Genomic DNA, 26,321 nt, shown 5'->3' with positions numbered 1-26,321 from the left:
GTTCACAGGGGACATACCTCTCCATGGCCGTGATCGAGAGCCGCATCTCTCCGACGAGCGAGACCTTCCGGGACAATCGCGCCGCTATGCTGGCGCTCATCGCGCGCCAGTCCGGCCTCGAGGAGCGCGCCCGACGCGCCTCGGCCTCCGCCGGCCCCCGTTTCCACGAGCGCGGCCAGCTCCTGCCGCGCGAGCGCATCGCGCTGCTCCTCGATCCGGGCGCGCCGTTCCTGGAACTCGCCACCCTCTCCGGCTTCATGATGGACGTGCCCGACGCCGAGAAGAGCGTGCCGGGCAGCGGCGTCATCGCCGGCATCGGCTTCGTCGCGGGCGTGCGCTGCATGATATCGGCGTCCGATTCCGGCATCGATGCCGGCGCGCTACAGCCCATGGGCCTCGAGAAGCAGTTGCGCGTGCAGGAACTGGCGCTGGAAAACCGCCTGCCCTTCATCCAGTTGGTCGAGAGCGCCGGCGCCAACCTGCTGCGCTACCGGGTCGAGCATTTCATCCATGGCGGCCAGATCTTCCGTAATCTCGCGCGTCTCTCGGCAGTGGGCCTGCCGGTCATCACCGTCACGCATGGATCCTCGACCGCCGGCGGCGCCTACCAGACGGGGCTGTCCGACTACATCGTCATGGTGCGCGGCCGCACCCGCGCCTTCCTCGCGGGACCTCCGCTGCTGAAGGCCGCCACCGGCGAGATCGCCACCGAGGAGGAACTCGGCGGCGCCGAGATGCACACGACCATCTCCGGCCTCGGCGACTACATGGCGGAGGACGACCGCGATGCCCTGCGCATCGCCCGCGAGATCGTCGCCGCGCTCGGCTGGGACCGGGATCAGCCGCGGCAGGTGGCATCGACCTTCGACGGGCCACGCTACGACGCCGAGGACCTTCTTGGCATCATGCCGGCGGATCTGAAGCGCCCGGTCGATATGCGCGAGGTCATCGCCCGCATCGTCGACGGCTCGAACTTCCTCCCCTTCGGCGAGGACTACGGCCCGGCCACCGTCTGCGGCCACGCGGCGATCGAGGGATTTCCCGCCGGAATCATCACCAACAACGGTCCCCTCGATCCGGCCGGCGCGAACAAGGCAACGCATTTCATCCAGGCCTGTTGCCAGTCGGGGACGCCGATCCTCTATCTCAACAACACCACGGGTTTCATGGTCGGCCGTGCCTATGAGGAGGCCGGCATGATCAAGCACGGCTCCAAGATGATCCAGGCGGTGACGAACGCCACAGTGCCGCAGATCACCCTCTACTGCGGCGCCTCCTATGGCGCCGGCAACTACGGCATGTGCGGCCGCGGCTTCCATCCGCGCTTCTGCTTCTCCTGGCCGAATGCGCGCACGGCGGTGATGGGTGCCGAACAGGCGGCGGAAACCATGGCGATCGTCGCGCGCGCCGGAGCGGTCCGCCGCGGCAGGGAAGCGGACGAGGCCCAGATCGGCGCGATGAAGGCGCAGATCACCGAGCTGTTCGAGAGCCAGATGGACGTCTTCACGACGTCCGCGCGCCTGCTCGACGACGGCGTCATCGATCCCCGCGACACCCGCGCCGTGCTGGCCGAGGCGCTGGCGATCTGCCGGGAGGCGGAGCGACGCAAGCCAGTACCGATGCAGTTCTCGGTGGCGAGGCCGTGATGACGACCGCCACACCCTTCCGTACGCTGCTGGTCGCCAATCGCGGCGAGATCGCGCTGCGCGTCATGCGTACGGCGCGCCGCATGGGTCTTGGCACCGTCGCCGTCCACTCGACGGCCGACGCAGCCGCAGCTCATGTCGGCTACGCCGACCGGGCCGAATTGATCGGCGGGCCGCTGCCGGCCGAATCTTATCTGAACATCCCGGCCATCATCGCTGCGGCGAAGCGCGCGGGCGCCGATGCGATCCATCCCGGCTACGGTTTCCTCGCCGAGAATGCCGCCTTCGCCATGGCCTGCCGCGAGGCGGGGCTGGTCTTTGTCGGTCCCTCGCCGGAATCGATCGAGGCCATGGGCCACAAGGCCGGCGCCAAGACCATCATGCAGGCGGCCGGCGTGCCGACCGTCCCGGGCTGGCAGGGTGACGACCAGAACGAGGAAGGCCTGGCGGCGGAAGCTGGGCGCATCGGCTTCCCGGTGATGATCAAGGCAGTGGCCGGCGGCGGTGGGCGCGGCATGCGCCTCGTCACCGAGGCCTCGCAGTTCCCGGCAGCGCTCAGAAGCGCGCGATCCGAGGCCGCCAACGCCTTCGGCGACCCGACAGTCCTGCTCGAACGAGCGGTGGTGGAGCCGCGCCATATCGAGGTTCAGATCTTCGGCGATCGCCACGGCAATGCCATCCATCTCGGCGAGCGCGACTGTTCCGTGCAGCGCCGTCATCAGAAGCTGGTGGAGGAGGCGCCCTCTCCTGCCGTTTCGCCGGAGCTTCGCGCCCGCATGGGCGAGGTGGCGGTGAAGGCGGTGCAGGCGCTGGGATACGAGGGCGCCGGCACCCTCGAGTTCCTGCTCGACCGCGACGGCGCCTTCTACTTCATGGAGATGAACACCCGCCTGCAGGTGGAGCATCCGGTCACCGAAGCGATCACCGGCCTCGACCTCGTCGAATGGCAATTGCGTGTGGCGGCGGGCGAACCCCTGCCGCTCTCCCAGCACGAGATCCGCTTCGCCGGCCATGCCGTCGAGGTCAGGCTCTGCGCCGAGGACCCGGAGCAGGACTTCGGGCCGCAGGCGGGGCGCTTCGGACGCTGGGCGATGCCCGAAGGCATCCGCGCCGACACCGCCATGTCGGTGGGCGCCGAGGTGCCGCCCTACTACGACTCGATGGTGGCCAAGCTCGTCGCGCATGGAGAGACGCGCGACGCGGCGCGTCTTGCTCTGGCGAGCGCGCTCGACCGCGCGGTCGCTCTCGGCATCGCCACAAACCAGGGTTTCCTCGCGAGGGTCCTCACCCACCCGGTCTTTGCCCGGGGCCAAGCAACGACCGGCTTCATCGCGGCCCATGCCTCGGAACTCGCACCACCTGCCGACGAGACCCTGCCGGACGCGGTGATCGCCGCGCTGGCACTGTTCGTGACGGCGGCCGATCCGCGCCACCGGTCGGCGTCGCGCCACCTTGGTCCGCCCCTGCCACTCCCGATGGTGTTCGAGATCGCCGGCGCCCGCCACACGGCCGCGATCCACCGTGACCGCGACGGCAGCTATCACGTCGCCTCTGGCGATGGCCGCTTCGTGCTCACCGTCGACGCGGTGACGGACGACGTCATCCGCCTGCGGCAGGACGGCTCGGGGCGCACCCTGCCCTGGCTGCGCCGCGGCGACGATCTGTTCCTGCAGCGCGGCGCCGACCAGATCATCGTCCGTGATCTCACCCGCGCACCTGCACGGCGCACCAGGTCCGACGGCTTGGACGGCCGGGTTCTCGCCGCGATGAACGGCCGCGTCGTCGCCGCGCATGTCCAGCCCGGCGAATCGGTCGTGGCGGGACAGCCGGTCGTGACGCTGGAAGCCATGAAGATGGAACATGTCCATGTCGCCGCCGTCGCCGGCGCTGTCGGAGAGATCGCCGTTGCCGTCGGCGATCAGGTGACCACCGGCCGGCTGCTCGCCACCGTCGACAAGGCCGCCGGCTGAAGGAGCGAAGCGATGACCGATGCCGTCCTGACCGCGAAATCCGGCCATGTCCTCACCATCACCATCAACCGGCCCGACAAGCGCAACGCCATGAATGCCGAGGTCGTCGCCGGCATCGCGGCGGGCTGGCGCGCGGCCCATGACGACCCGGATGTCCGCGCCATCGTGCTGACCGGTGCCGGCGACAAGGCCTTCTGCGCCGGGGCCGATCTCGGCGGCGGCCAGAGCTTCTTTCAGGACGCGTCGAAACCCAACAGCGACTATGCCGACCTCCTGCGGCTTGCCCAGAACGCCACCAAGCCCTCGATCGCCCGCGTCAACGGCACCTGCATGGCCGGCGGCATGGGCCTTCTCTGCATGACCGACATGGCGGTCGCGGCCGAGGACGCGGTGTTCGGCCTGCCGGAGGTGAAGGTCGGCGTCTTCCCCATGCAGGTACTGAGCCTCCTGCAACTGACCGTGCCGCGTCGCCTCGTCGCCGAATGGTGTCTCACCGGCGAGCCGTTCACGGCAACGGAGGCGAAGGCGGCAGGATTGGTCAATCACCTCGCGGCGGCGCAGGAACTGGACGCGAAGGTCGACTGGCTGATCGGCAGGATCGTCGACAAGTCTCCTGCCGCGATCCGGCGGGGCAAATATGCGATGCGCGCCATCCACGCCATGAGCTTCGACGAGGCCATCGCCTATACCGAGGGCCAGATTGCGCTGACCGCCGCCACCGAGGACGCGAAGGAAGGCATCCGCGCCTTCCAGGAGAAGCGCAAGCCGGTGTGGACGGGCCGATGAGCGCAGCGGCTCAACGCAAGACCGCATGTCCCGGCGCTGAAACCATGGCCTCCTCGATCATGGACAAGGCTCCCCGATGAGCGACAAGGCCATCATCACCTGCGCCCTCAACGGCGTGCTGACCGACCCGAAGCAGCATTCGGTACCGGTCACGCCGTCCGAGATGGCGGCTGAGGCGAAGCGCGCCTATGACGCCGGCGCCTCGGTCATGCACATCCACCTGCGCCAGCAGGGCGAGGGCAAGGGGCACCTGCCGTCCTGGGACCCGAAGCTGTCCTCCGAGGTGCAGGCGGCCATCCGTGCCGCCTGCCCCGGCGTGGTCATCAATCACACCTCCGGGGTCGTCGGACCCGACTATGCCGGGGCGCTCACCTGCATCCGAGATACGAATCCGGAGATCGCCGCCTGCAATGCCGGCTCGCTGAACTACCTCAAGGTCAAGGCCGATGGGACATGGGCCTGGCCGCCCATGCTGTTCGACAACCCGGTCGAGAAGGTGAAGGCCTATCTCGACGCCATGGTCGGCACCGGCACGCTTCCCGAGTTCGAGTGTTTCGACACCGGCATCGTCCGCTGTGTCGGCATGTACCGCGATGCCGGACTGTGGACAGGACCGCTCCAGTACAACTTCGTCATGGGGGTCGAATCCGGCATGCCAGCCGACCCGGACCTCCTGCCGATCCTCCTCAAGCTGAAGGCGCCGGAGGCCAACTGGCAGGTCACCGCCATCGGCCGTGCCGGCATCTGGTCGCTGCACCAGCGTTGCGCCGAACTCGGCGGCCATATGCGCACCGGCCTTGAGGACACGTTCTACCGCGCCGACGGCAGCAAGGTGACGTCCAACGGACCGCTCATCGAGGCGATCGCCGGCCTCGTCCGCGCGGCCGGGCGCACGGTGGCGAGCCCCGCCGAGGCGCGGTCCATTCTGAGGCTTGCGGCCTGAGCCGATTGGGGCAAGGCTTCAGGTCCGAACGTGCATGCGAGCCGGAAAACCGGCCGTGAAAAAAAGTCAGAGGAAACGCCGTCCAGGGAGAGGGCAGGTGCAGTTCATCCAGCTGGTGATCAGCGGGCTTGCGCAGGGGTGCATCTACGGCCTCATCGCGCTCGGCTTCGTGCTCATCTACAAGGCCACCGAGACGGTGAATTTCGCCCAGGGCGAGTTGCTGATGATCGGCGGCTTCGCCGGCCTGTTCGCCGCAACCACGCTGGGCATGCCCTACTGGGCGGTGATCATCGTCGCCATGGCGGTGACGGCCCTGATCGGCTTCCTCAACGAGCGCATCATCCTGCGCCCCATCCTCGGACAGTCCGCCGTCGCCATCGTCATGGTGACCATCGGCTTCGGCTACATGGCGCGCGGTCTCGTCACCATGATCCCGGTGATCGGCACCGACACCCACACCCTGCCCGTGCCTTTCCGCGGCGAGGTGTTCCGCTTCGGTGGCCTCGTCATCTCGGCCGAGCATATCGTCATCATCGCGGTGACGGTGGTGCTCTGCGCCCTTCTCGCGGCCCTCTTCCGCTACACCAAGATCGGCATCGCCATGCAGGCGATGAGTCAGAACCAGCTGGCGGCCTACTACATGGGCATTCCGGTGAAACGGCTCTCCAGCCTCATCTGGGCGATCTCGGCTGCGGTCGCCGCCATTGCCGGCATCCTCCTCGCGCCGCTCACCTTCATCCATGCCAATATGGGTTTCATCGGCATCAAGGCCTTCCCCGCAGCGGTGATAGGCGGGTTCACCTCGCTCCCCGGCGCTATCGTCGGCGGGCTCATCATCGGCGTCGTCGAGCAGCTCGCCGGCTTCTACCTGATGGAGGGCTTCAAGGACGCCGCGCCCTTCCTCGTCGTCCTCGCCATGCTCGTGCTCAAGCCGAACGGCCTGTTCGGCGAGCGTCTGGCCAAGAAGGTCTGAGGCCATGCGCTTCATCTTCAAGACCCGCTATGAGCAGGACATCGAGCTCGTTCAGCATGGTGGCCAGGTCTTCTGGTACGGCCTGCTCATGGCGGTGCTGCTGGTCGCCCCGATGCTCGTCTCGCCCTATGTGCTGACCCAACTCTCCCAGGTCTGCATCTACGCCATCGTCGCGCTCGGCCTGATGCTGCTCGCCGGCTTCACCGGCCAGCTTTCGCTCGGCCATGCCGCCTTCATGGCGGTCGGCGCCTATACGCAAGGGGTACTGGTGACGGCGGGCGTGCCGTTCTTCGTGGCAATCCTCGCCGCCGGCGCATTCGCGGCGGTCGTCGGCATCATCGTCGGCCTGCCGGCGCTCAGGGTGAAGGGGCTCTATCTCGGCATCGCCACCCTCGCCTTCGGCACGATCATCGAGGAAATCATCGCCCGCGCCGAGCCGGTCACCGGCGGCAATGCCGGCCTGATGGTGCCGCCGGTGAGCCTGTTCGGCTGGCGCTTCGCCGACGGGCCGAGCTTCTACTATCTCTGTCTCGCCTTCGCCGTTGCGGCAACGCTGATCATTGTCAACCTGCTGCGTTCGCCGACCGGGCGCGCCTTCGTCGCCATCCGCGATTCGGAGATCTCGGCCCAGTCGATGGGCGTCAACCTCGCCTTCTACAAGACGCTGTCCTTCGCCATCTCGGCGGCATTTGCCGGCGTCGCCGGCGGGCTTTACGCCCACAACATCCGCTTCCTGTCGCCCGACCAGTTCACCGTGGTGCAGTCGATCGAACTCGTCATGATGGTGGTGATCGGCGGCCTCGGTTCGGTCCACGGCGCCATCTACGGGGCGGCCTTCCTCATCGCGTTGCCGCAGGCGATCAACGCCGTGAAGCCCTTGCTGCCGGCCTTCCTCTCCGAAGCCACCGGCCTGCAGCCGACCGTGTTCGGTGCCGTGCTGATCCTCGTGGTCCTGTTCGAGCCGCTCGGCATCTACGGCGCCTGGCTGAAGACGCGCACCTATTTCGACCTCTTCCCCTTCTACCGGAAAGGCATGTTCCGCCGGCAGAAGGCCTTCCAGAAATCGGACCGGCTGAAATGAGCGCCCCCTTCTTCCAGGCCGACGCCATCTCGGTGCAGTTCGGCGGCCTCAAGGCCGTCGACGGGGTCAGCTTCACCGTCGACAAGGGCGAGGTCTTCACCATCATCGGCCCCAACGGCGCGGGGAAGACCACCGTCTTCAACATCATCAGCCGCATCTACAATCCGACCGCCGGGCGCGTTCTGCTGGAGGGCGAGGAGATCACCCGGCTTCCGGCGCACCGCGTCGCCGGCCTCGGCATCGCGCGCACCTTCCAGAACATCGAGCTGTTCGAGCACGCGACCGTGCTGCAGAACCTCCTGATCGGCGCCCATGTGCACCGCACGACGAATCCCTTCGCCGAGGCGCTGTTCCTGCCCTCGGTGAAGCGCGCGGAGGTGGCGTTGCGCGAGAAGGTGGAGGAGGTGATTGACCTCCTCGATTTGGCCGTCCACCGGGACGCGACCGTTGCTGGCCTGCCCTATGGCGCGCGCAAGGTGGTCGAACTCGGCCGGGCGCTTTGCACCCGTCCGAAGCTGCTCTTGCTCGACGAACCCTCCTCCGGTCTCAATGTCGAGGAGACCGAGGACATGGCTTTCTGGATCGAGGACATCAGCCGCGACCTCGACGTCACCGTCATCATGGTCGAGCACGACATGACCCTTGTCTCCCGCGTCTCGGACCGGGTCATGGCGATGAACCAGGGCCGCGTTCTCGCCATGGGGTCGGCCGTCGAGGTGCAGCGCCACCCGGCCGTGGTCGAGGCCTATATCGGTACGCCGGCAGAGGCGACCGAGACGGTCGAAAGGGCCGCCTCATGAGCGACGCGATCCTGACCCTCGCCAATGTCGAAGCAGCCTACGGGGCGGTGAAGGCCATTCGCGGTGTCTCCCTCGCGGTGCCGAAGGGCTCCATCGTCACCGTGCTGGGGGCCAACGGCGCCGGCAAATCAACGATCCTCAAGACCATCTCGGGGATACTCGATCCGCAGAAGGGGTCGATCGTCTTCAAGGGCGAGAACATCGAGCGGCGCGATCCCGCCGATATCGTCCGTCGCGGCCTCAGCCACGCGCCCGAGGGCCGCGAGGTCTTTCCGCTCCTCTCCGTGCGCCACAACCTCCTGATGGGCGCCTACACCCGCTCGGACAAGGACGAGGTCGCCCGCGACATCGAGCGGATGGAACGCTACTTCCCGATCCTGAAGGAGCGCGCCGACCAGGACGCGGGCCTCCTGTCCGGCGGCCAGCAGCAGATGCTGTCGATCGCCCGCGCCCTCATGTCCCGGCCCGACCTCCTGCTCCTCGACGAGCCCTCGCTGGGCCTGTCGCCGAAGCTGACGCAGGAGATCTTCGCCATCGTGAAGCGGGTCAACCGCGAGCAGGGCGTGACCATCCTCCTCGTGGAGCAGAACGCGGCGCTGGCTCTGGCGACGGCCGATTTCGGCTACATCCTCGAGCTCGGCCGCATCGTCATGGAGGACAAGGCGGCTGTGCTCGCCGAGAAGGACGACGTCAAGGAATTCTATCTCGGCCAGAAGGAGGCCGGCGTGCGCGGCGAGCGACGCTGGAAGAAGAAGAAGATGTGGCGGTGAGGACGATGGGCATGTTCGACATCTGGCCAAACCAGAACATCGCCCCGGCTGCCATCCCGCCGGGCGAGACCGTCTCCGCCGTCTTCGACGCCGCCGTGCGCCAGCGCGCCGGAAGGGTGGCCGTCCGCCAGAAAGACTTCGGCCTCTGGAAGGAGACGACCTGGGCCGAGATGGGTGCGATCGTGCGCGAGATCGGCATGGGCTTCGTCGCCCTTGGCCTGAAACCCGGCGAGGTCGTCTCCATCCTCGCCAACACCCGGCAGGAATGGTCCTTTGCCGACTATGCGATCATCGGGGCCGGTGGCGTCTCCAACGGTATCTACCCGACCGATGCGCCGACGCAATGCGAATATCTGCTCACCGACTCGTCCTCCCGCTTCGTCGTGGTTGAGGACGAGGAGCAGCTCGACAAGATCCTCACCGTGCGTGCCGACGTGCCCTCGCTCGAGAAGATCATCGTCGTCGAGACCGAGGGCCTCGTCCATTTCGCCGATCCCCAGGTCATGACCCTACATGACCTGCGCGCGCTCGGGCGCAAGGCCGACGCCGCCGATCCCTCCGAATGGGGCCGCCGCCTCGTCTCGCGCGCGCCCGACGACCTCGCGATCCTCGTCTATACCTCGGGCACGACGGGCAAGCCGAAGGGGGCGATGATCACCCATCGCAACATCCTCTCGGCCATCGCCGTCATCTCCAACGAGTCGATCCGCCAGAACGAGGACGACCAGCGCATGGCCTTCCTGCCGCTCTGCCACGTGGCGGAGCGGGTCGGCGGTCAGTTTCTGGCGCTCTATTCGGGGGCGACGCTGAACTTCGTGGAGAACCCCGAGACGGTGCCCGACAATGTCCGCGAAATCGCCCCGACCATCTTCTTCGCCGTGCCGCGCATCTGGGAGAAGTTCTACTCGGCGGTGATGATCCGGTTGAAGGAGGCGACGGGTATTCAGCGCGCCGCCTATGGCTGGGCCATCGCCCAGGGACAGGCCGCAGCGGACCTGATGATCGACGGCAAGGAGATCCCGTTCGGCCTGCGCCTCAAAGTGCTGGTCGGCCGCTGGCTCGCGCTGGACAATGTGCGCAAGGCGATCGGCATCCATCGCTGCCGCTTCCTCGTCACCGGCGCGGCGCCGATCTCGCCGGACCTCATCCGCTGGTACCTCGCCCTCGGCGTGCCGATGCTGGAGGTCTGGGGCATGACGGAGACGTCCGGCGCCGGCTCCGTCGTCCCTGTTGAGAAACTGAAGCCCGGAACGATCGGGCGGCCCACCAGCGCCATCGAGATGAGGATCGGCGAGCACGGCGAGATTCTCGCCCGCGGCCCGACCATCATCAAGGGCTACCTCAACCAGCCCGAGAAGACTGCCGAGACGATCCGCGACGGCTGGCTCCACACCGGCGACGTCGGCATGGTCGACAATGAGGGCTTCTTCCGCATCACCGACCGGATGAAGGACATCATCATCACGGCCGGCGGCAAGAACATCACGCCGTCGGAGATCGAGAACGAGCTGAAGTTCTCGCCCTATGTCACCGACGCGGTGATCATCGGCGACAAGCTGCCCTATCTCACCGCCCTCGTGATGATCGACCAGGAGAACGTCGAGAAGTTCGCCCAGGACAACGACATCCCCTTCTCGAACTACGCGAGCCTGTGCCGCGCGCCGGAGGTCATCGCGCTTATCCAGTCGGAATTCGACCGGGTGAATGCGAAATTCGCCCGCGTCGAGCAGGTGAAGAGCTTCCGCCTTATCGAGCAGCGCCTCACCGCCGAGGACGAGGAACTGACCCCGACCATGAAGCTGAAGCGCAACCTCGTGCAGAAGAAATATGCCGACCTGATCGCCGGCATGTACCGCAGCGCCGCCGCCTGAGACCGCTACCGGCGTCCCGGGCTTTGGATTAGCATTCGTTCAGGGCTGCGCCAGCGGCCGCATAGAAAAGCCCCGGATCAACCGGGCTCACCAGACGGAGGAAACCATGAAGTCGACATCTACCGCATGTCTTGCGCTGGCCGCGACGCTCGTCGCCGGCGCGGCGCTCGCCCAGACGCAGGGCGTCACCGCCAACCAGATCACGCTCGGCTCGATCCAGGACCTGTCGGGTCCGATCGCCGCCTATGGCAAGCAGACCCGCAACGGCCTGCAGCTCTACTTCGAGGAACTGAATGCCCGCGGTGGCATCAACGGCCGGCAGGTGCGCCTCATCGTCGAGGACAGCGCCTACGACCCGCGCAAGGCGCTGCTCGGCGCGCAGAAGCTCGTGAATTCCGACCGCATCTTCGCGATGATCGGCCACATCGGCACGGCGCAGAACATGGCGGCCATGCCGGTGCAGTTCGAGCGCAACGTGCCGAACTTCATGCCGGTCACCGCGGCGCGCGAGATGTACATGCCGCCGACGCCGCTGAAGCTCGCCTTCGCCGCCTCCTATTTCGATCAGGTCCGCACCATGCTGCCCGAACTGATCAAGGAGAAGAGCGCCAAGCGGGTATGCGTCGTCTATCAGGACGACGAGTTCGGCCTTGAGGTCATGCGCGGCGGCGAGGCGGCCCTCGGCGTCGTCAACCAGACCTATGTCGAGCGCACCACCTACAAGCGCGGCGCCACCGAGTTCTCCTCGCAGGTCGCGCGCATGAAGGCCGCCAACTGCGATCTCGTCCTGATGGGCACCATCATCCGGGAGACGGTCGGCGTGCTGGCGGAGGCCCGCAAGATAGGGCTCGAGGCGACCTTCGTCGGCACGTCCGCGGCCTATACCCATCTCATCCCGGCGCTCGGCGGCCCGGTTGCCAACGGCTTCTACGCCATGATGACCACTGCCCATCCCTATCCGGATGACCCGAGCCCGCAGATCCGCGACTGGGCCGCCCGCTACAAGGCGAAGTTCGGCGAGGATCCCACGGTCTTCTCCGCCTATGGCGTGCAGATCGCCGACGCCTTCACCCAGGCCGCCCTCAAGGCCGGGCAGGACCTGACGGTGGAGAGCTTCATCCGCGCGGTGGAGACCAACCCTCCCTCGCAGGTGCCCTTCGAGACGCGCGGCTGCAACATCACGCCGCAGAACCGCCTGTGCAGCAACGACGCGCGCCTGTCGCAGGTGCAGAACGGCCGCTGGGTGGTGACCCGCGGCTGGGTGCAGGGCGCGACGCCCTCGACGCATTGACGGCCAGAAGAGCAAGGCCGCCGGCATTCGTGCCGGCGGCTTTTTCGCGCAGCACGACTGCAGTATTCCAGCGGGAGGCCGCCATGGCGCACCCCTTCTACACCGCCGAGCACGAGGCGTTCCGCGACCAGGTCCGCCGCTTCGTGGCGCGCGAGATCGAGCCTTTCGCCAGCCAGTGGGACGAGGCGGAGGTGTTCCCGCGCGACCTCTACCGCAGGGCCGCGGAGATGGGTCTCATCGGCCTGGGCTTTCCCGAAGAGCATGGCGGCGTCCCGGCCGACCGCTTCATGTGGATCATCGCGACCCAGGAACTGGCGCGGCCCGGCGCCGGCGGCATCAGCGCGAGCCTGATGAGCCACGCCATCGGCACGCCGCCCATCGTCAATGCGGGATCGCCGGAGCTGAAGGCGCGGGTCCTGCCCGGCATTTTTGCCGGCGAGACCATCTCGGCCCTCGCCATCACCGAGCCGGGCGGCGGCTCGGACGTCGCCAATCTGCGCACTACGGCCCGTCGCGACGGCGACCACTATGTCGTCAACGGCGAGAAGACCTTCATCACCTCGGGCATGCGCGCCGACTGGTACACCGTTGCGGTGCGCACCGGCGGCGAGGGACCCGGCGGCGTCAGCCTTCTCCTCATCGGGCGCGACAGCGACGGCTTCACCCGCACGCCGCTGAAGAAGATGGGCTGGTGGGCGTCCGACACCGCGACGCTTCATTTCGACGACGTGCGCGTTCCCGCCGGCCATCTCCTCGGCGCCGAGGGCGAGGGCTTCAAGATCATCATGCGCAACTTCAACCACGAGCGCCTGACCATGGCCGCCGGCTGCATCGCCATGGCGCGCGTCTGCCTCGACGAGGCGACGGCCTATGCGAAAGAGCGCGTCACCTTCGGCCGGCCGCTGACCCAGCACCAGGTCATCCGCCACAAGCTGGTCGACATGCACCAGAAGATCGAAACCTCGCAGGCCTGGCTCGAGATGCTCACCTGGCGGCTTGAGCAGGGCGAGAACCCGGTCGCCGACATCTGCCTGCTGAAGAACCAGGCCACCCAGACCATGGCCTTCTGCGCCTCGGAGGCGGTCCAGATCTTCGGCGGCGCCGGCTACATGCGTGGCGCCAAGGTCGAGCGCATCTACCGCGAGGTGAAGGTCAACGCCATCGGCGGCGGCACCGAGGAGATCATGAAGGATCTCGCCAGCCGCCAGATGGGTCTGTGACCGCCTCCCGCAGCCCGGACGGCCTCTCGCCGGCCGTCAGTGATGGTGGTGTTCGCTGGCGCGGTGCGGCCTCCGAGATTTCCGACGCTGAAATCGAGTTCCACTCGGCCGGCCCTCTCGAACTCCAGCGTGACCTTCACGCTCTGCCCTTCGGCGAGCGGCGACCTCAGGCCCATGAACATCACATGCAGGCCGCTTCAGTTCCACGGTCCGGCCCGGCGCGATAGTGAGACCCCGCGGCAGGGCCCGCATGGTCGTGACGCCGTTGGTCGTGGCCATCTCTGTCAACGGAAGGCAATGGGAACGGTAAGAGCCATGGTCTCCGGGGCATATTCCGGCGGAAGAGGCGGGAACGGAGCGGCGCGGCGCACCATGGAGAGCGCCGCCTGGTCGATGGCGGCATTGCCGGACGATGAGGCCAGCGCCACGCCCCCGGCCGCGCCGGAGCGCTGGATGGCGAAGCGGACGACGGCGCGTCCCTGCTGGCCCGATCCGGCAGGCTTGGCGCGGTGGAGCTGCGCGATGACGCGGGCAAGATAGGTCGGCGGCGGAGACGAGGTTCGCGCCGATTGCCGGGACGTGACGCCGCGACCGGCCGAGGCTGCCGAAGGCGGGGTCACGGGGCGCGGGGTCAGCGGCCTGCGCGGCGCCTCCCTGACCATCTCCTGTCGTCGCGGTTGCGGTTGCGAGCGTGCCTCGTGGCGGGGCCGCTCCTCGACCGTCCGGCGCGGCGGGGCAGGCGGTGGCGGCAGCAACTCGGCCGGCAACGGCAGTTCGGACAGCGGCGGCGGCGCGATGACGATGGGTGTCGGCTCGACGGCTGCAACTACAGGCTGCGGCCGCAGTTCATCGGGCAACGCCGCCTGCGGCTCGGGTGGCGGAGGAAGCTCGATCGGCTGCGGTTCCTCTGCGACCGGCTCGGGAGGCAGCAGTTCCGGTGGCAGCGGCAAGTCCTTGAGCGGCGGTGGCTCGATCTCGACGGGAGGCGTCTCTGTGGCGGCGACCTCCTGTGGCGGGGCCGCAGCGGCAGGCGGTGGCTCTGCCTCCGGCTCGACCATCTCGATCTCGATGGCGGGAAGATCACCGCGCGGAGGGCTTGGCGTCGGATAGGTGAGGAATGGAGCGACGAGCGCGCCATGGAGCGCGAAGGAGGCGATGGCGGTGGCAACCGTCCGCAGCCGGCCCGCCGCAGCCGTCGAGATGGTGACGCCTGCGGGCACAACTGACAGGGGCGGTGCGGCAGTAGTTTCGCCCGACGCCGGCAGAACGACCGGCGGCGGCGTCGAGGTTGTGGGCCAGTTGAGCGCGACAGCCGGCGCCACCGCGCCGGTGGGCGCGGGTGGGTCGAGCATGGCGATGTCGCTGTCCAGGGGCATGGACCTGCCGGGAATCTGTCGGTTGGACAAGGAGAGGCGGACTGGGACCCGGAAGCCCCAAAACGCAACGCTATAACATCAGAACGTGAAGCGGACGCCACCATAGATGCTCCCGCCGGCGCCAGGATAGAAGGTCGCGGTCGTGGCCGGATTGTAGAGCACTACAGGTCCGAAATCGGCGACATAGCGGCTGTCTGCGATGTTGCGCACATAGACGAATGCCTCGCCGCCGTTCGACAGCCTGGCGCTGGCGCCGACGCTGAACAGCGCATAGCCGGGTACGCGGAACGTGTTCGCATAGTCGACGAAGGCGCCCTGCGGAACGATGTCCAGAACTGCTTCAGCGTCAGGCGGTCGTCATTGCGGTCAGGTTCCGCGACAGGTCGGCGAAGGGCAGCCGCGCCTAGCCTATTTGATTCCCGCGCGCATGAAGCTCTGCACGAACTGGCGCTGGAACAAGAGGAAGCCGATCAGCAGCGGCGCCGAGGTCATCAGGGTCGCCGCACAGATGATGGCCCAGTCGATGCCCTGGTCGGTCGAGGAGAAGACCTGAAGGCCGACCGTCAGCGGGCGGGATTCCACCGAATTGGTGACGATCAGCGGCCAAAGGAAGTTGTTCCAGTGATAGCTGACCGAGACGAGGCCATAGGCGATATAGACCGGCCGTCCCAGCGGCACATAGACCCGCCAGAGCACCTGCATCGGGCTCGCGCCTTCGACCCGCGCCGCATCGTCCAGTTCCTTCGGCACCATTTTGAAGGTCTGGCGCAGCAGGAAAATGCCGAAGGCCGAGGCCACATAGGGCAGGCCGATGGCGGGAATGGAATCGAGGATGCCGAGGCGGCTCATCGTCTTGTAGTTCTCGACGATCAGCACGTCCGGCATGATCATGAGCTGCGCCAGCACCAGCGCGAAGACGATCGTCGCCCCTGGAAATTCGTAGCGGGCGAAGGCGAAGGCGGCGAGCGTGCAGAGGACGAGCTGGCAGACCAGCACTCCGCTCACCAGCAGGAAGGTGTTGAGGAAGTAGCGCGCGAAAGGCGCCGCCTCCCAGGCCCGCTTGAAATTGTCGAGCGTGAGCGGGGCAAAGAGCTCGAAGCGGGTCGAGAACTCGGACGGATGGAAGGCCGTCCATACCGCATAGGCGAGCGGCGCGATCCAGATCAGCGCCAGCAGCCAGGCGCCCGCCGTCTCGGCCACCTTGCCCCATCCCCGCGGTGCATAGACCTCGCTCATGCCGCGCTCACCGGTAATGCACGCGGCGTTCGAGCACGCCGTACTGGATGAGCGCGAGGAGCCCGAGGATGGCGAGAAGCACCACGGTCAGCGCCGCCGCATAGGTCGTGTCCCAGAACGAGAAGCCGACCTGATAGATGTAGAATAGCAGCAGGGCGGTGGCGTTGTCCGGTCCGCCGCGCGTCATGACGAAGATGTGGTCGATGGTGCGGAAGGCGCCGATGACGGCGTTGACCAGCACGAAGAGCGTCGTCGGCATGAGCAGCGGGAACTGGATGCGCCGGAAATAGGTCCAGCGCGAGGCGCCCTCCAGTGCTGCCGCCTCGGCAAGGCTCGGCGAGATGGTCTGCAGCGCCGCGAGATAGAAGATCATGAAGAAGCCGGCCTCCTTCCACACCGCGACGACGGTGACGGCAAAGAGCGCGGTCTCGTTGGAGCCGAGCCAGTTCGGGCCGTTGATGCCGAAGGCGCCGAGGATCTGGGCGAGAAGCCCGTATTGCGGGGTGTAGAAGAACAGCCAGATGTTGGCGACCGCGATCATCGGCAGCACGGTCGGCGTGAAATAGGCCATGCGGACGAGGGTGCGGCCGGCGATGCGGTCGTTGACCCAGACGGCCATAAGCAGGGCAAGCGCGATCGAGGTCGGGATCGTGCCGAGCGCGAACCACAGGTTGTTCCACATCGCCTGCCAGAAGATGGGGTCGGCCATCATCTGTTCGAAATTGGCGGGTCCGACGAAGCGCGACGGCCGGCGCGGCCTGGGAGTCGAATAGACGCTGTCAATGATCGTGCTGACCGCCGGCCAGTGCGTGAACAGGATGAGCAGGGCGAGCGAAGGCCCCAGCATCAGCCAGGCATGGATCCAGGTGCGGCTCTGGGACGAACGGTGCTGCAATCGGCTCACGGCAGGTCAGGCGGGCGGCCGCAGGAAACGGCCGCCCGGCGTGTCATCAGCGGTAGGGACGCAGGATGCGCTCGGCCTCGGCCTGCGAATCCTTCATCGCCTGCTCCGGCGTCTTGGTGCCGTTCAGCGCGGCCTGCAGGCCGTCGTTGAGGGCCTTGGTGACGCGCTGGTTCTCGTGGGTCGAGAGCTCGGCGATGGCATACTGGAGCTGGTCGCGGGCGACCGCCGCAGCCGGGAAGCCGGCGACGTATTCCTTCATCATCGGCGTATCCCACGAGTCCTTGCGCACCGCGACATAGCCGGTGTCGATGCCCCACTTGGCGGCGCGCTCGGGGGTGGTGATCCACTGGATGAACTTGAAGGCGGCCTCCTGCTCGGCGCGCGAGGCCTTCTTCGACAGATAGAAGTTGCCGCCGCCCGTCGGGGTGCCGCGCCGCTTGCCCGCCGCCAGCATGCCGACGCCGAAGGGGAACTTGGCGTTGGTGCGCACATTGGTGAGGTTGCCGGTGGTGGTCCACATCATCGCGCACTTCTTTTCGAAGAAGTCGCGCGGCGTGGTGCCCCACTCGACGATGCCGGTCGGATGCACCTTGTGCTTGCGGGAGAGGTCCACCCAGTACTGCAGCGCCTCGATGACGCCGGGGGCGTCATAGGCGGTGCGGGTGCCTTCCTTGTTCATCAGCACGGAGTCCGCCTGGATGGCGAGCGCCTGGAACAGCCAGTAGGGGAAGCCGGAGGAGGGGATCTGCAGGCCCCACTGGGTGGTGTTGGCGCCGTCACGCTTGGTCAGCTTCTCGGCGAAGGCGACCTGCTCGGCCCAGGTCTGCGGCGGCTTCTCGGGGTCGAGGCCGGCCTCCTTGAACAGGTCCTTGTTCCAGTAGAGCACGATGGTCGAGCGCTGGAAGGGAATGCCCCAGGTCTTGCCGCCGGTCTGGCTGTTTTCCATGAAGCCGGGGAAGAAGCTCGCCAGCCACGCCTTGTCGGCGTCGGTCTTGATGAAGTCGTCGAAGGGCGTGATCGCGTCCTCGTCAATCAGCGTGAACATGTCGGTCGACAGCAGCACGGAGGTGACCGGCGGCGTGCCGCTCTTGTGCGCGGTGATCGCCTTGACGATCGTCTCCTGATAGGTGCCGGCATAGATCGGCTTCACCGTGATCGCCGGGTTCTCCTTGGAGAAATCGGCGGCATAGGTGTCGATCAGACGGGTGATCGGGCCGCCGACGGCGACCGGGTAAAAGAACGAAACCTCGACCTTGCCCTGCGCCAGAGCAGGGGCGGCCAGGAAGGAGCCGCCGAGCGGCGCTGCGGCCAGCGCGCTGCCGGCCTTCAGGATCGTACGACGGTCGATGGTCGTGGTCATGGCAGTTTCTCCCTGAACATTGTTGTTATGCGCCGGCTCATGATAGCCGCTTGCCGGTGGCCGTGTCGAAAAAATGCTCATGGTCGCTGTCCCAATCCAGGCCGATGGTCCGACCCTCATCGAGCCCGATCTTGCCGGGCACCCTGACGATCAGCGGCTGGTCCGCGACACGGGCTTCGACGAGGCTGTCCGCCCCGAGGTATTCGACCGATGTGACGGTTGCATGAATTCCGTCATCGCTGAGCCGCATGTGCTCCGGGCGGATGCCGAGCGACAGTGTGGACGGAGCATGGCCCGACGGCGCGCGGGCTTCCAGCGCCGGGCCGAACGCCGACAGCGGCACCACGTTCATCGGCGGCGTGCCGACGAAGCGGGCGGTGAAGATCGTCGCCGGGCGGTTGTAGAGCTCCTCCGGACTGCCGTGCTGCTCGACATGGCCGGCGCGCATCAGCACGACACGGTCGGCCATGGTCATGGCCTCCACCTGGTCGTGGGTCACGTAGATCATGGTCATGCCGAGCCGGCGCTGCAGGCCGCGGATTTCGCGCCGCATCTCGAGGCGCAGCTGCGCATCGAGGTTGGAGAGCGGCTCGTCCATCAGGCAGACGGGGGTCTCCGCGACGATGGCGCGTCCGAGCGCCACGCGCTGCTGCTGGCCGCCGGAAAGCTGCGAGGGCTTGCGACCCAGCAACTGCGTCAGTCCGAGAATGCCGGCGGCCCTGTCCAGCCGCCTGAGCCGTTCCGCCTTCGGGACCTTGCGCACCTCGAGACCGAACAGGATGTTCTGGGCGACGGTGAGGTGCGGAAACAGGGCGTAGCTCTGGAACACCATGGAGACGCCGCGCTCGGCGGGAGCGGCCCGGGTGACGTCGCGGTCGCCGATGCGGATTGTCCCGCCGGTGGTGTCCTCGAGCCCTGCGATCAGCCGCAGGGTGGTCGATTTGCCACAGCCCGAGGGGCCGAGAAGCGCGACGAGATGCCCGGGCTCCACGGTGAAGGAGACATTCGCCACCGCATTCTGCGTGCCGAAGGCCTTGCTGACATAGTCCAGAGAAACCTCGGCCACCTGTCCCCTCGCATGTCCTCGCCCGCCGGTTCAGCGCCGGACGGGAGTTGAGCCATAGCGAAAGGCGCGGCCGGCTCCAAGGCCTTCCGCCCCCGCTGCGCCGCCTTGCCGTGCCTTTCTGCGATACTGTTCCGGCTCAGGGTCGACGGTCAGGCCGCCACGCAGCCATTGAGCAGCGCGCGGGCCTCTGCCGGATCGATCCGCCCCATCTCCGCGATCAGCACGAGCCGCACCGCCTCTCCGTCGGCAGCCCCTGGCGCATGTCCGAGGGTCGCCCTGTCGCCGACGAGCTGGAACAGCATGGGCCTGCCTGGCTGCTCGCGAAAGGTGACGAAGCCCTTGGCGCGCACCAGTTTCGGCGCCAGCCGGCCGATCGCCGCCTGGAAGGCGCCCATCGTCAGGGGGCGGTCCGAGGTGAAGGCCAGCGTCTCGAAGCGCGGCGTGGCGAAGCGGGTGCGCGCCATGGCCTGCGGGTCGGGCGCGATCGGTTCGTGACCGCCGCCGGCAAAGGCGAGTTCCGGGGCGATGCGCCCCTCCACCACGGGAAAGATGACCCGCTCCGGCTTTAGCGCGGCCACGGCGACGCGCGCCCGCGCCAGATGGGTCTCATCGACCAGATCGGCCTTGTTGAGGACGACGATGTCGGCGCTGGCGATCTGCGAACGGCAGAGCCTGTCCTCGAGCAAGGCCGCATCGTCGGCGAGCGCGCGGGCGTCGGCCACCGCGATCACCGTCTCCAGCGCCGCATCCTTCCAGATGACGGGGTCGAGCAGGTTCTGCACGATCTCGGCGGGATCGGAGACCCCGCTCGTCTCGATGACGATGCCCTCCGGTGGCGGCTCCCGCTTCAGGAGGCTCGACAGGGTGCGCAGCAGGTCGCCCTGCAGCGAACAGCAGATGCAGCCGTTGGCGAGGCTCACCACCCCGTCGGCATTCTCCGCGATGAGGTCGGCATCGATGTTGATGGCGCCGAAATCGTTGACGACGGCAGCGAGCCGCCGCCCCCCATTGGCGGTGAGAAGGTGGTTGATCAGTGTCGTCTTGCCCGCCCCGAGAAAGCCGGTGACGAGGATGACGGGAACCGCCACGGCGGCCTCAGGCCCCCTTCACGGGGCGCCGCACCGGCCGGCCCGGCCGCGCGGCCCTCACCAGCTCGCCCCCCGCGATGACTACCTCGCCGTTGACGAGGACATGGCGCATGCCCTCGGACGCGCGGTTCATCGCCTTGAACTCGGCCCGGTCGGTCAGCGTGTCGTAGTCGAAGACGACGATGTCCGCGTCGGCGCCGACCTTCAGGCGGCCCTTCGACCGCATCGCCGGAGTGCTCTCCTCCAGGATCTGCGCCGGAATGAGGGTGCATTTCGCGAGGCCGTCGATGAGGGGAAGCATGTCGCGCTCGCGCACGTACTGGCGCAGGAAGCGGGTGAACGTGCCCGACGAGCGCGGGTGCGACGAGGTGCCCTCCGGCAGCGGCCAGTCCTCGCCGTCATAGACGGAGCCGTCCGGATTGGTCCACGGCATGGCGTCGGAGGCGATCGCCCCACCCGGATAGAGCACCGAGACGTCGAGCAGGTCGCTGTGGCGCGGATTGGCCTCGACGTCGAGGAAGTGCCAGAGCACGAGCGAGCCCGGGTCCTGCGCCTGTGCCGCCAGCAACTCGTCGCGGTTGTGGAAGGTGCGCCCCGTATCGACCATCTCAATGGACTCGTAGGGTCCGCCGGTGCGCTCGCGGAAAGCCGGGTCGGCGAAGAAGGTGGCGCCCAGCACGGTCGAGCCGGTGCCATAGGGATAGGCCTCGACGGTGATCTTCAGGCCGAGGTCCTGCGCCTTCCGGATCAGCGCCGCCGCCCGTTCGACGTCCTGCAGGCTGGTGCTGTTGAAGTGGCAGATGTGCATGTGCGCGCCGGTCGAGCCGGCATAGCCGACGAGCCGCGTATAGGCCTCGATCGAACTCTTCGGGTCGATGTTCGAGGCATAGGCGACGTGGGTATAGGTCGGCACGGCATATTCCGCGGCGAGCGAGCAGACGGCCGACATCTCCTTCACGCCGGCGCCGGGCGCATAGGCGTTGAGGATGCCGATGCCGATGCCGCCCTCGTCGAGCCCCTGGCGGATGCGCCTGAGGATCTCGGCCATCTCCGCGTCGGTCGCGACGTTCTCGATCCAGCGCTTGTCGTTGGAATTGCGCCCCATGAAGCCGAGATTGGCCTCCGGCTCGGCGCCGATCATCGCGGCGATGCGGGCGAAGACCCAGTTGGCCGCGGTGCCGTAGTTGAGGACCCGGCCGTTCCTCGCCTGGTTCTCGTACCACAGTGCCACCGGCAGAACGCCGGCCTCCAGTTCCAGTGTCGTGGTGACGCCGTCGAAGGCCTGCATGCGGTCGGCGGCGACCGTCTGGCCATGGGCATGAAGGTCGATGAAGCCGGGGGCGACGACGAGGCCTTTCGCGCCGATCTCGCGGCTGCCGTCGCCACGGACCGCGCCGATAGCTGCGATGCGGCCGTCCTTCACGGCGACGTCGCAGACGGCGTCGAGGCCGCTTTCCGGGTCGATGACTCGCCCGCCACGGATGACGCAATCGAAGGGACCGGCGAAAGTGGAGGCAAGGGTCATCACGAACTCGATGCAAGGCGTGGACAGGCGCGGGGGGCGGGAACAGCGCGGCGGCGATCTTAAGGGCGGCTTCACCCAAGTCGAGACGGCGCGGCGGGCATCAGCCGCGCGGCATCCGCATCTCCGGCTGACGCCGTTTTGCCCCGGTCGGGAACCTTGTGATCGCCCGCGGGCTTGATCCCCGGCCAATCTCCGCCACCCTTTACCCAATGTGCCTCACCTCCCGCTCCGGATCTCCGATGCTTCGCCTGATCCTCGCCCTCGTCGCCATGTTCGCCGCGCCTGCCGCCGCGCAGGAGTTGCGCGGCCATGGCGGGCCGGTGCGTGCCCTCGCAGTCGCCCCCGACGGGCGCATCGCCCTGTCAGGCTCGTTCGATACCTCTGCCATCCTCTGGGACATCGAGCGCGGACTGGCGATGGCGGTGCTGCGCGGCCACGAGAGCTCGGTGAATGCGGTGCTGGCGCTGCCCGACGGCCGTTTCGTGACGGGCGGGGAGGATGGCCGCATCCTTCTCTGGCGCATCGGAAAGGCTGAGCCAGAGGCGCGGATCGAGGGCCATTCTGGGCCCGTTGCAGGGCTCGCCCTCTCCCCGGACGGGCGGTTGATGGCCTCCGCGTCCTGGGACGGCACGGCGCGGGTCACACCGCTTGGCGGTGGCGAGGCCCGCGTCTTCACCGGGCATGCCGGCCCGCTCAACGCCGCCGCCTTCACGCCGGATGGCGGTGCGATTGTCACCGGCGGCCATGATGCGACGATCCGCATCGCCCCGCTCGGCGAGGGTCATGCCCGCAGCATCGCCGTCGGTTCGCCGGTGGCGGGCCTCGTCGTCGCGGCCGATGGCGAGATCATTGCCGGTGGGGCGGACGGCTGGCTGCGCTTCTTTGCCGCCGACGGAACCCACAGCGGCGAAGTGGTCGCAGCCGAGACGCCGATCGTCGCGGTGGCGCTCTCACCGGATGGCCGCCGCGTCGCGGCAGCCGGCATCCGCGGGTCGGTCGCGCTGGTCGACCGCCAATCCCGCACCGTCGAGCGCGTGCTGGTCGGCCCCGGCCTGCCGGTCTGGTCGCTCGCCTTCCGTCCCGGAACGGAGGAACTGATGACCGGCGGCGGCGATCGCCTCGTGCGGCGCTGGCTCGCCGCCACGGGCGAGCATCTCGGCGCCGTCGTCATGGCGCGCCCATCGGAGGCGCTGACGCGGCTCGCAGATCATCCCGGGGCCGAGGTCTTCCGCGCCTGTTCGGCCTGTCACACGCTGGATCCGGACGGCGGCAACCGCGCCGGCCCGACACTGCACGGGGTCATCGGCCGGAGGATCGCCACCGCGCCCGGCTACGACTACTCGCCGGCGCTGCGCGGCATGGACATCGTCTGGACGAAGGAGACGATCGCGAAGCTGTTCGAGGTCGGCCCCAATACCTACACGCCGGGCACCAAGATGCCGGAGCAGCAGGTCACCGACCCCGACGACCTGAAGGCCCTCGTCGATTTCATCGCGCGGGCGACCGGGGCGGAGTAGGAGTAGCGGCGGACCTCAGTTCAGCCCGTCCTTGCCCGCCGCCTTTTCGGCGAGATAGTCCTCGGCGGTGCGCACGCGCGGGCGCTCCTGCGCCGCGTAGGGGTCGAAGCCCTCGTTCACCACACGCTCCACGCGGCAGTCCTCGCACATGAACAGGGCCTCCCGCCGCGCCGCATTGGCGCCGGTGAACATCCAGTGCCCTTCCAGCTTGGCAGCGATGCGCTCGATGGTGGATTTCGTGCCGAAGGCCTTGCCACAGGCGGTGCAGTGGAACGGCTCCTCCTCCTTCACCACCCGCTTCGGCTCGCGCCAGGCGACGAAATCGAGCTGCGGAATGAGGGCGATGGCGTCCTCCGGGCAGGTCTGCTCGCACAGCCCGCACTGCACGCAGAGGCTCTCGGTGAAGCGCAGCATCGGCTTGTCGGGATTGTCGGACAGCGCCCCGGTGGGGCAGGCGGAGACGCAGGCAAGGCACAGCGTGCAGGCCGCGACATTGACGTCAGCCTTGCCGAAAGGGGCACCCTTCTCCAGCGCGATCCGGTCGACGGGAGCCGGAGCCGCGGCGTGCAGTTCGACGAAGGAAAGCTCAAGCAGGCCGCGCTTGGTTCCCATCGGCAGGAAGGCGGAGGGCCTCGCGGCGGGCTTTCCCGCAAAGGGCCGGGCGAGGGCCACGGCCAGCGCATCGGGATCGTCGGTCTCGACCAGGCGCACCAGGTCGTCGCCGTAGCCGAGCCCCGCGGCGATGGTCCGCGTCGTGTCGAGGGTCCGCGTCAGGCCGAGCAGGTCGTGCTTCGGCTTCGCCCGCCCGAGGATGGCGATGCCCGTCGCGCCATAGGCCAGTGCGCTGGCGAGGACCTCCGGGCCGACTTGCGTGATTTCATTCACCTGCAGCGGCAGCACGTGTGCTGGCAACCCGGCACCGAAGCGCGCCATTGCGTCGATGAGCGGCAGGCCGTGGTCGCCGTCGTGGACGAGCACCACGGCGCCCGCGCCGCCGGCCGCCGCATAGGTCGTCAGCAGGGTACGCAGGCGGCGGATAAGGGCATCCACCGGCGGCAGCGCATAGGCGGCGGCTCCGGTCGGACAGGCGGCGGCGCATTGCCCGCAGCCGGCGCAGATGGCCGGGTCGATCGCGACATGGTCGCCGTTCGGCGTGATGGCTCCCGTCGGGCAGAGGTCGAGGCAGCGCGTGCAACCGGTGATCTTGTTGCGCGAATGGGCGCAGAGATCGGCCGTGAAGGTGACGAAGCGTGGTTTGTCGAAAGTGCCGACGAGGCCGCTCGCCTCGCCGATGAGCTTTTCGACCGCAGCCGCGTCGCGTGGATCGGCGCGCAGATAGCCCGGCCTGAGCTCCGGCGTCGGAAACAGGGCCATCCCTCCGGACAGGTCGATGACGAGATCGGAGGTGGATGACGCCCCGTTGCGGGGCGCCTGCCACAGATAGGTCCGCCGCGACGACGGCGAGGCGAGGGCGTAGTCGTCGACGTCGACAGAGAAGGCGCCGAGATGGCCGTGGGCGGCCGTGATCGTTCCCTTGACCACGGGAAAGGCGGTCTCCCGCTGCGGTGTCACGTCGCCGGGACGTGTGAGGAGAACGGTGACGTCCAGCGTGTCGGAGAGCCGGCGTGCGACCTCGATGGCGACCTCGTCGCGGCCATAGACCAGCGCGACGCCCTTGGATTCGAGCGAGACCGCCTGGATCGGCGGCATCTCCTCGGCCGCGGCCGCGAGGAGCGCCGCCGTCTTCGGACCGGCCTGCCTCGCCTCGACGGACCAGCCGGCCTGTTCGCGCACATTGGCGAAGACGAGGCGGCCGCCAAAGCCGAGATCCTCGGCGACCTCCGAGAAGAGCGGCGCCTCCTGCGTGCAGGCCACCGTGACGTCGGTCTCCTGGCCGAGAACGGCCTTGAAGAAATCGAGTTCCTTGCGGCACAGCTGGTCGGCCGTACGGACCTTCGTCCGGCAGGCCTTCGCCACCGTTTCCCCATGCAGCGGCATGGTTTCCTCGCAGGAGCAGAGGAATGTGGTGCCTGCCGTCATTGTGCTCTCCGGTGTGCGGCTCTTTCCGCCGCGCGTCATCCTCATATATTGGAAGCGGTCAAAAGAACCAGACCGGGCCGCCGTCGCGCCCCGAACCCAAGGACTCCATGGCCCTCGTCACGCTTCGCGCACCGTCGACCCTCGATCTGCCGCCCGGTTTTCGGGCCGTGGCCCTGCGCGAATCGGGCGACGCCTTCGCCCATGCCTGCCGCACGGCCGCCGAGGAGGGCGCCGGCACGCTGGTCTGGGTGCGACGTTTCGACCTCGCCGAATTCGCCGTCATTCTTGAGCCGGAGGCGCCGCTGGCCGAGGCGCGCAAGGCCTTCTTCCTCGGCATGAACGCCACCGCCGACGCCATTGCGGCCCTCTGTCCGCCCGAGCGCAGCGTCTCATTCGCCTATCCCGACGGAATCCGGTTCGACGGCGGCCTCGTCGGCGGCGGCCGCCTCGGCTGGCCGAAGCGCTGCCGCGAGGACGAGGTGCCCGACTGGCTGGTCTTCGCGGCCTCGATCCGCGTCGCCTTCTCCGGGCTCGTCGAGCCGGGTCACGCGCCGACCGCGGCCGCGCTGGACGAGGAGGGCTTCGAAGGCGTCGGTCCCTCCATGCTGATCGAGAGCTTCGCCCGCTTCTTCCTGCGCCTCGTCGATGTCTGGCAGCATCACGGTTTCGACCCGATCCTCCCCGACTATTGCGCCAGGGTCGATAAGGATCGCCCGGGCGACAGCCTGTCGCTGTCGCCTGCCGGAGACCTCGTCATTCGCCCGGCTGTGGGCGACCTTGAGCGCCGGATCGCATTTCTCGATGGCCTGAAGGCCGCCGCCTGGCTCGACCGCGAGACCGGAGGGCCGAAGCTGTGAA

General features: G+C 67.9%; 23 protein-coding genes. 13 read left to right on the top strand and 10 right to left on the bottom strand.

Going from position 1 to position 26,321, the window contains the following annotated elements:
- The first annotated feature begins 23 nt into the window (after positions 1–23).
- From ACJ4V0_RS06020 to ACJ4V0_RS05970, 11 genes are all read left to right on the top strand, one after another.
- Positions 24–1,646, top strand: a complete 1,623-nt coding sequence (locus ACJ4V0_RS06020; RefSeq protein WP_448298656.1) for an acyl-CoA carboxylase subunit beta — start codon at positions 24–26, stop codon at positions 1,644–1,646.
- Complete coding sequence (locus ACJ4V0_RS06015) at positions 1,646–3,616, top strand: acetyl/propionyl/methylcrotonyl-CoA carboxylase subunit alpha (RefSeq protein WP_448298655.1); 1,971 nt, start codon at positions 1,646–1,648, stop codon at positions 3,614–3,616. The genes ACJ4V0_RS06020 and ACJ4V0_RS06015 overlap by 1 nt, the downstream gene beginning before the upstream one ends.
- A gap of 12 nt (positions 3,617–3,628) precedes the next feature.
- A complete protein-coding gene (locus ACJ4V0_RS06010) occupies positions 3,629–4,402 on the top strand; it encodes an enoyl-CoA hydratase/isomerase family protein (protein ID WP_448298654.1) in 774 nt (257 codons plus the stop codon).
- Between the two features lie 76 nt (positions 4,403–4,478).
- A complete protein-coding gene (locus ACJ4V0_RS06005) occupies positions 4,479–5,345 on the top strand; it encodes a beta-keto acid cleavage family enzyme (RefSeq protein WP_448298653.1) in 867 nt (288 codons plus the stop codon).
- 97 nt (positions 5,346–5,442) lie between these two features.
- Positions 5,443–6,318 (top strand): branched-chain amino acid ABC transporter permease, encoded by an 876-nt coding sequence (locus tag ACJ4V0_RS06000; RefSeq protein ID WP_448298652.1) that lies wholly within the window; start codon positions 5,443–5,445, stop codon positions 6,316–6,318.
- A 4-nt stretch (positions 6,319–6,322) separates the two neighbouring features.
- A complete protein-coding gene (locus ACJ4V0_RS05995; protein ID WP_448298651.1) occupies positions 6,323–7,399 on the top strand; it encodes a branched-chain amino acid ABC transporter permease in 1,077 nt (358 codons plus the stop codon).
- Complete coding sequence (locus ACJ4V0_RS05990; RefSeq protein ID WP_448298650.1) at positions 7,396–8,199, top strand: ABC transporter ATP-binding protein; 804 nt, start codon at positions 7,396–7,398, stop codon at positions 8,197–8,199. The genes ACJ4V0_RS05995 and ACJ4V0_RS05990 overlap by 4 nt, the downstream gene beginning before the upstream one ends.
- The gene (locus tag ACJ4V0_RS05985; protein ID WP_448298649.1) at positions 8,196–8,969 is read left to right on the top strand and encodes an ABC transporter ATP-binding protein; all 774 of its coding nucleotides are present in this window, start codon (positions 8,196–8,198) and stop codon (positions 8,967–8,969) included. The genes ACJ4V0_RS05990 and ACJ4V0_RS05985 overlap by 4 nt, the downstream gene beginning before the upstream one ends.
- Positions 8,970–8,980: 11 nt before the next feature.
- The gene (locus tag ACJ4V0_RS05980; protein WP_448298648.1) at positions 8,981–10,840 is read left to right on the top strand and encodes an AMP-dependent synthetase/ligase; all 1,860 of its coding nucleotides are present in this window, start codon (positions 8,981–8,983) and stop codon (positions 10,838–10,840) included.
- 106 nt (positions 10,841–10,946) lie between these two features.
- The gene (locus tag ACJ4V0_RS05975) at positions 10,947–12,131 is read left to right on the top strand and encodes an ABC transporter substrate-binding protein (RefSeq protein WP_448298647.1); all 1,185 of its coding nucleotides are present in this window, start codon (positions 10,947–10,949) and stop codon (positions 12,129–12,131) included.
- Between the two features lie 83 nt (positions 12,132–12,214).
- A complete protein-coding gene (locus ACJ4V0_RS05970) occupies positions 12,215–13,351 on the top strand; it encodes an acyl-CoA dehydrogenase family protein (protein ID WP_448298646.1) in 1,137 nt (378 codons plus the stop codon).
- Here the strand turns inward: ACJ4V0_RS05970 and ACJ4V0_RS05965 are convergent.
- From ACJ4V0_RS05965 to ACJ4V0_RS05925, 9 genes are all read right to left on the bottom strand, one after another.
- Positions 13,267–13,533 carry a copper chaperone PCu(A)C domain-containing protein gene (locus tag ACJ4V0_RS05965; RefSeq protein WP_448298645.1) on the bottom strand — a complete coding sequence of 89 codons (267 nt, stop codon included), beginning with the start codon at positions 13,531–13,533 and terminating at the stop codon, positions 13,267–13,269. The genes ACJ4V0_RS05970 and ACJ4V0_RS05965 overlap by 85 nt on opposite strands.
- 102 nt (positions 13,534–13,635) lie before the next feature.
- Positions 13,636–14,727 (bottom strand): energy transducer TonB family protein, encoded by a 1,092-nt coding sequence (locus ACJ4V0_RS05960; protein ID WP_448298644.1) that lies wholly within the window; start codon positions 14,725–14,727, stop codon positions 13,636–13,638.
- A 78-nt stretch (positions 14,728–14,805) separates the two neighbouring features.
- Positions 14,806–14,937: a hypothetical protein gene (locus ACJ4V0_RS05955; protein ID WP_448298643.1), complete on the bottom strand. Its 132-nt coding sequence runs from the start codon at positions 14,935–14,937 to the stop codon at positions 14,806–14,808.
- Positions 14,938–15,135: 198 nt separating this feature from the next.
- Positions 15,136–15,963 carry a carbohydrate ABC transporter permease gene (locus tag ACJ4V0_RS05950; protein WP_448298642.1) on the bottom strand — a complete coding sequence of 276 codons (828 nt, stop codon included), beginning with the start codon at positions 15,961–15,963 and terminating at the stop codon, positions 15,136–15,138.
- 7 nt (positions 15,964–15,970) lie between these two features.
- Positions 15,971–16,810, bottom strand: coding sequence for a carbohydrate ABC transporter permease (locus tag ACJ4V0_RS05945; protein WP_448298938.1), 840 nt, complete (start codon positions 16,808–16,810; stop codon positions 15,971–15,973).
- Positions 16,811–16,913: 103 nt separating this feature from the next.
- Entirely contained in the window at positions 16,914–18,227 is a 1,314-nt protein-coding gene (locus ACJ4V0_RS05940) for an ABC transporter substrate-binding protein (RefSeq protein WP_448298641.1), read from the bottom strand.
- Between the two features lie 37 nt (positions 18,228–18,264).
- Entirely contained in the window at positions 18,265–19,293 is a 1,029-nt protein-coding gene (locus ACJ4V0_RS05935; RefSeq protein ID WP_448298640.1) for an ABC transporter ATP-binding protein, read from the bottom strand.
- Between the two features lie 149 nt (positions 19,294–19,442).
- Positions 19,443–20,381, bottom strand: coding sequence for a CobW family GTP-binding protein (locus ACJ4V0_RS05930; protein WP_448298639.1), 939 nt, complete (start codon positions 20,379–20,381; stop codon positions 19,443–19,445).
- Positions 20,382–20,388: 7 nt separating this feature from the next.
- Positions 20,389–21,906, bottom strand: coding sequence for an amidohydrolase family protein (locus ACJ4V0_RS05925; RefSeq protein WP_448298638.1), 1,518 nt, complete (start codon positions 21,904–21,906; stop codon positions 20,389–20,391).
- 239 nt (positions 21,907–22,145) lie between these two features.
- Here ACJ4V0_RS05925 and ACJ4V0_RS05920 point away from each other — a divergent pair, with 239 nt between their 5' ends.
- On the top strand, positions 22,146–23,423 hold the full coding sequence (locus ACJ4V0_RS05920) for a WD40 repeat domain-containing c-type cytochrome (protein ID WP_448298637.1): 1,278 nt from the start codon (positions 22,146–22,148) through the stop codon (positions 23,421–23,423).
- 15 nt (positions 23,424–23,438) lie between these two features.
- Here ACJ4V0_RS05920 and ACJ4V0_RS05915 read toward each other — a convergent pair whose 3' ends face one another.
- Positions 23,439–25,463, bottom strand: a complete 2,025-nt coding sequence (locus ACJ4V0_RS05915) for a 4Fe-4S binding protein (protein ID WP_448298636.1) — start codon at positions 25,461–25,463, stop codon at positions 23,439–23,441.
- A gap of 107 nt (positions 25,464–25,570) precedes the next feature.
- Here ACJ4V0_RS05915 and ACJ4V0_RS05910 point away from each other — a divergent pair, with 107 nt between their 5' ends.
- Positions 25,571–26,320, top strand: coding sequence for a biotin/lipoate--protein ligase family protein (locus tag ACJ4V0_RS05910; protein ID WP_448298635.1), 750 nt, complete (start codon positions 25,571–25,573; stop codon positions 26,318–26,320).
- Position 26,321: the final 1 nt, after the last annotated feature.

It is taken from the genome of Phreatobacter aquiterrae (genome assembly GCF_053471285.1).
Note: the sequence above shows the minus strand (reverse complement) of the source record. Positions and strands in the feature narration are given on the sequence as shown.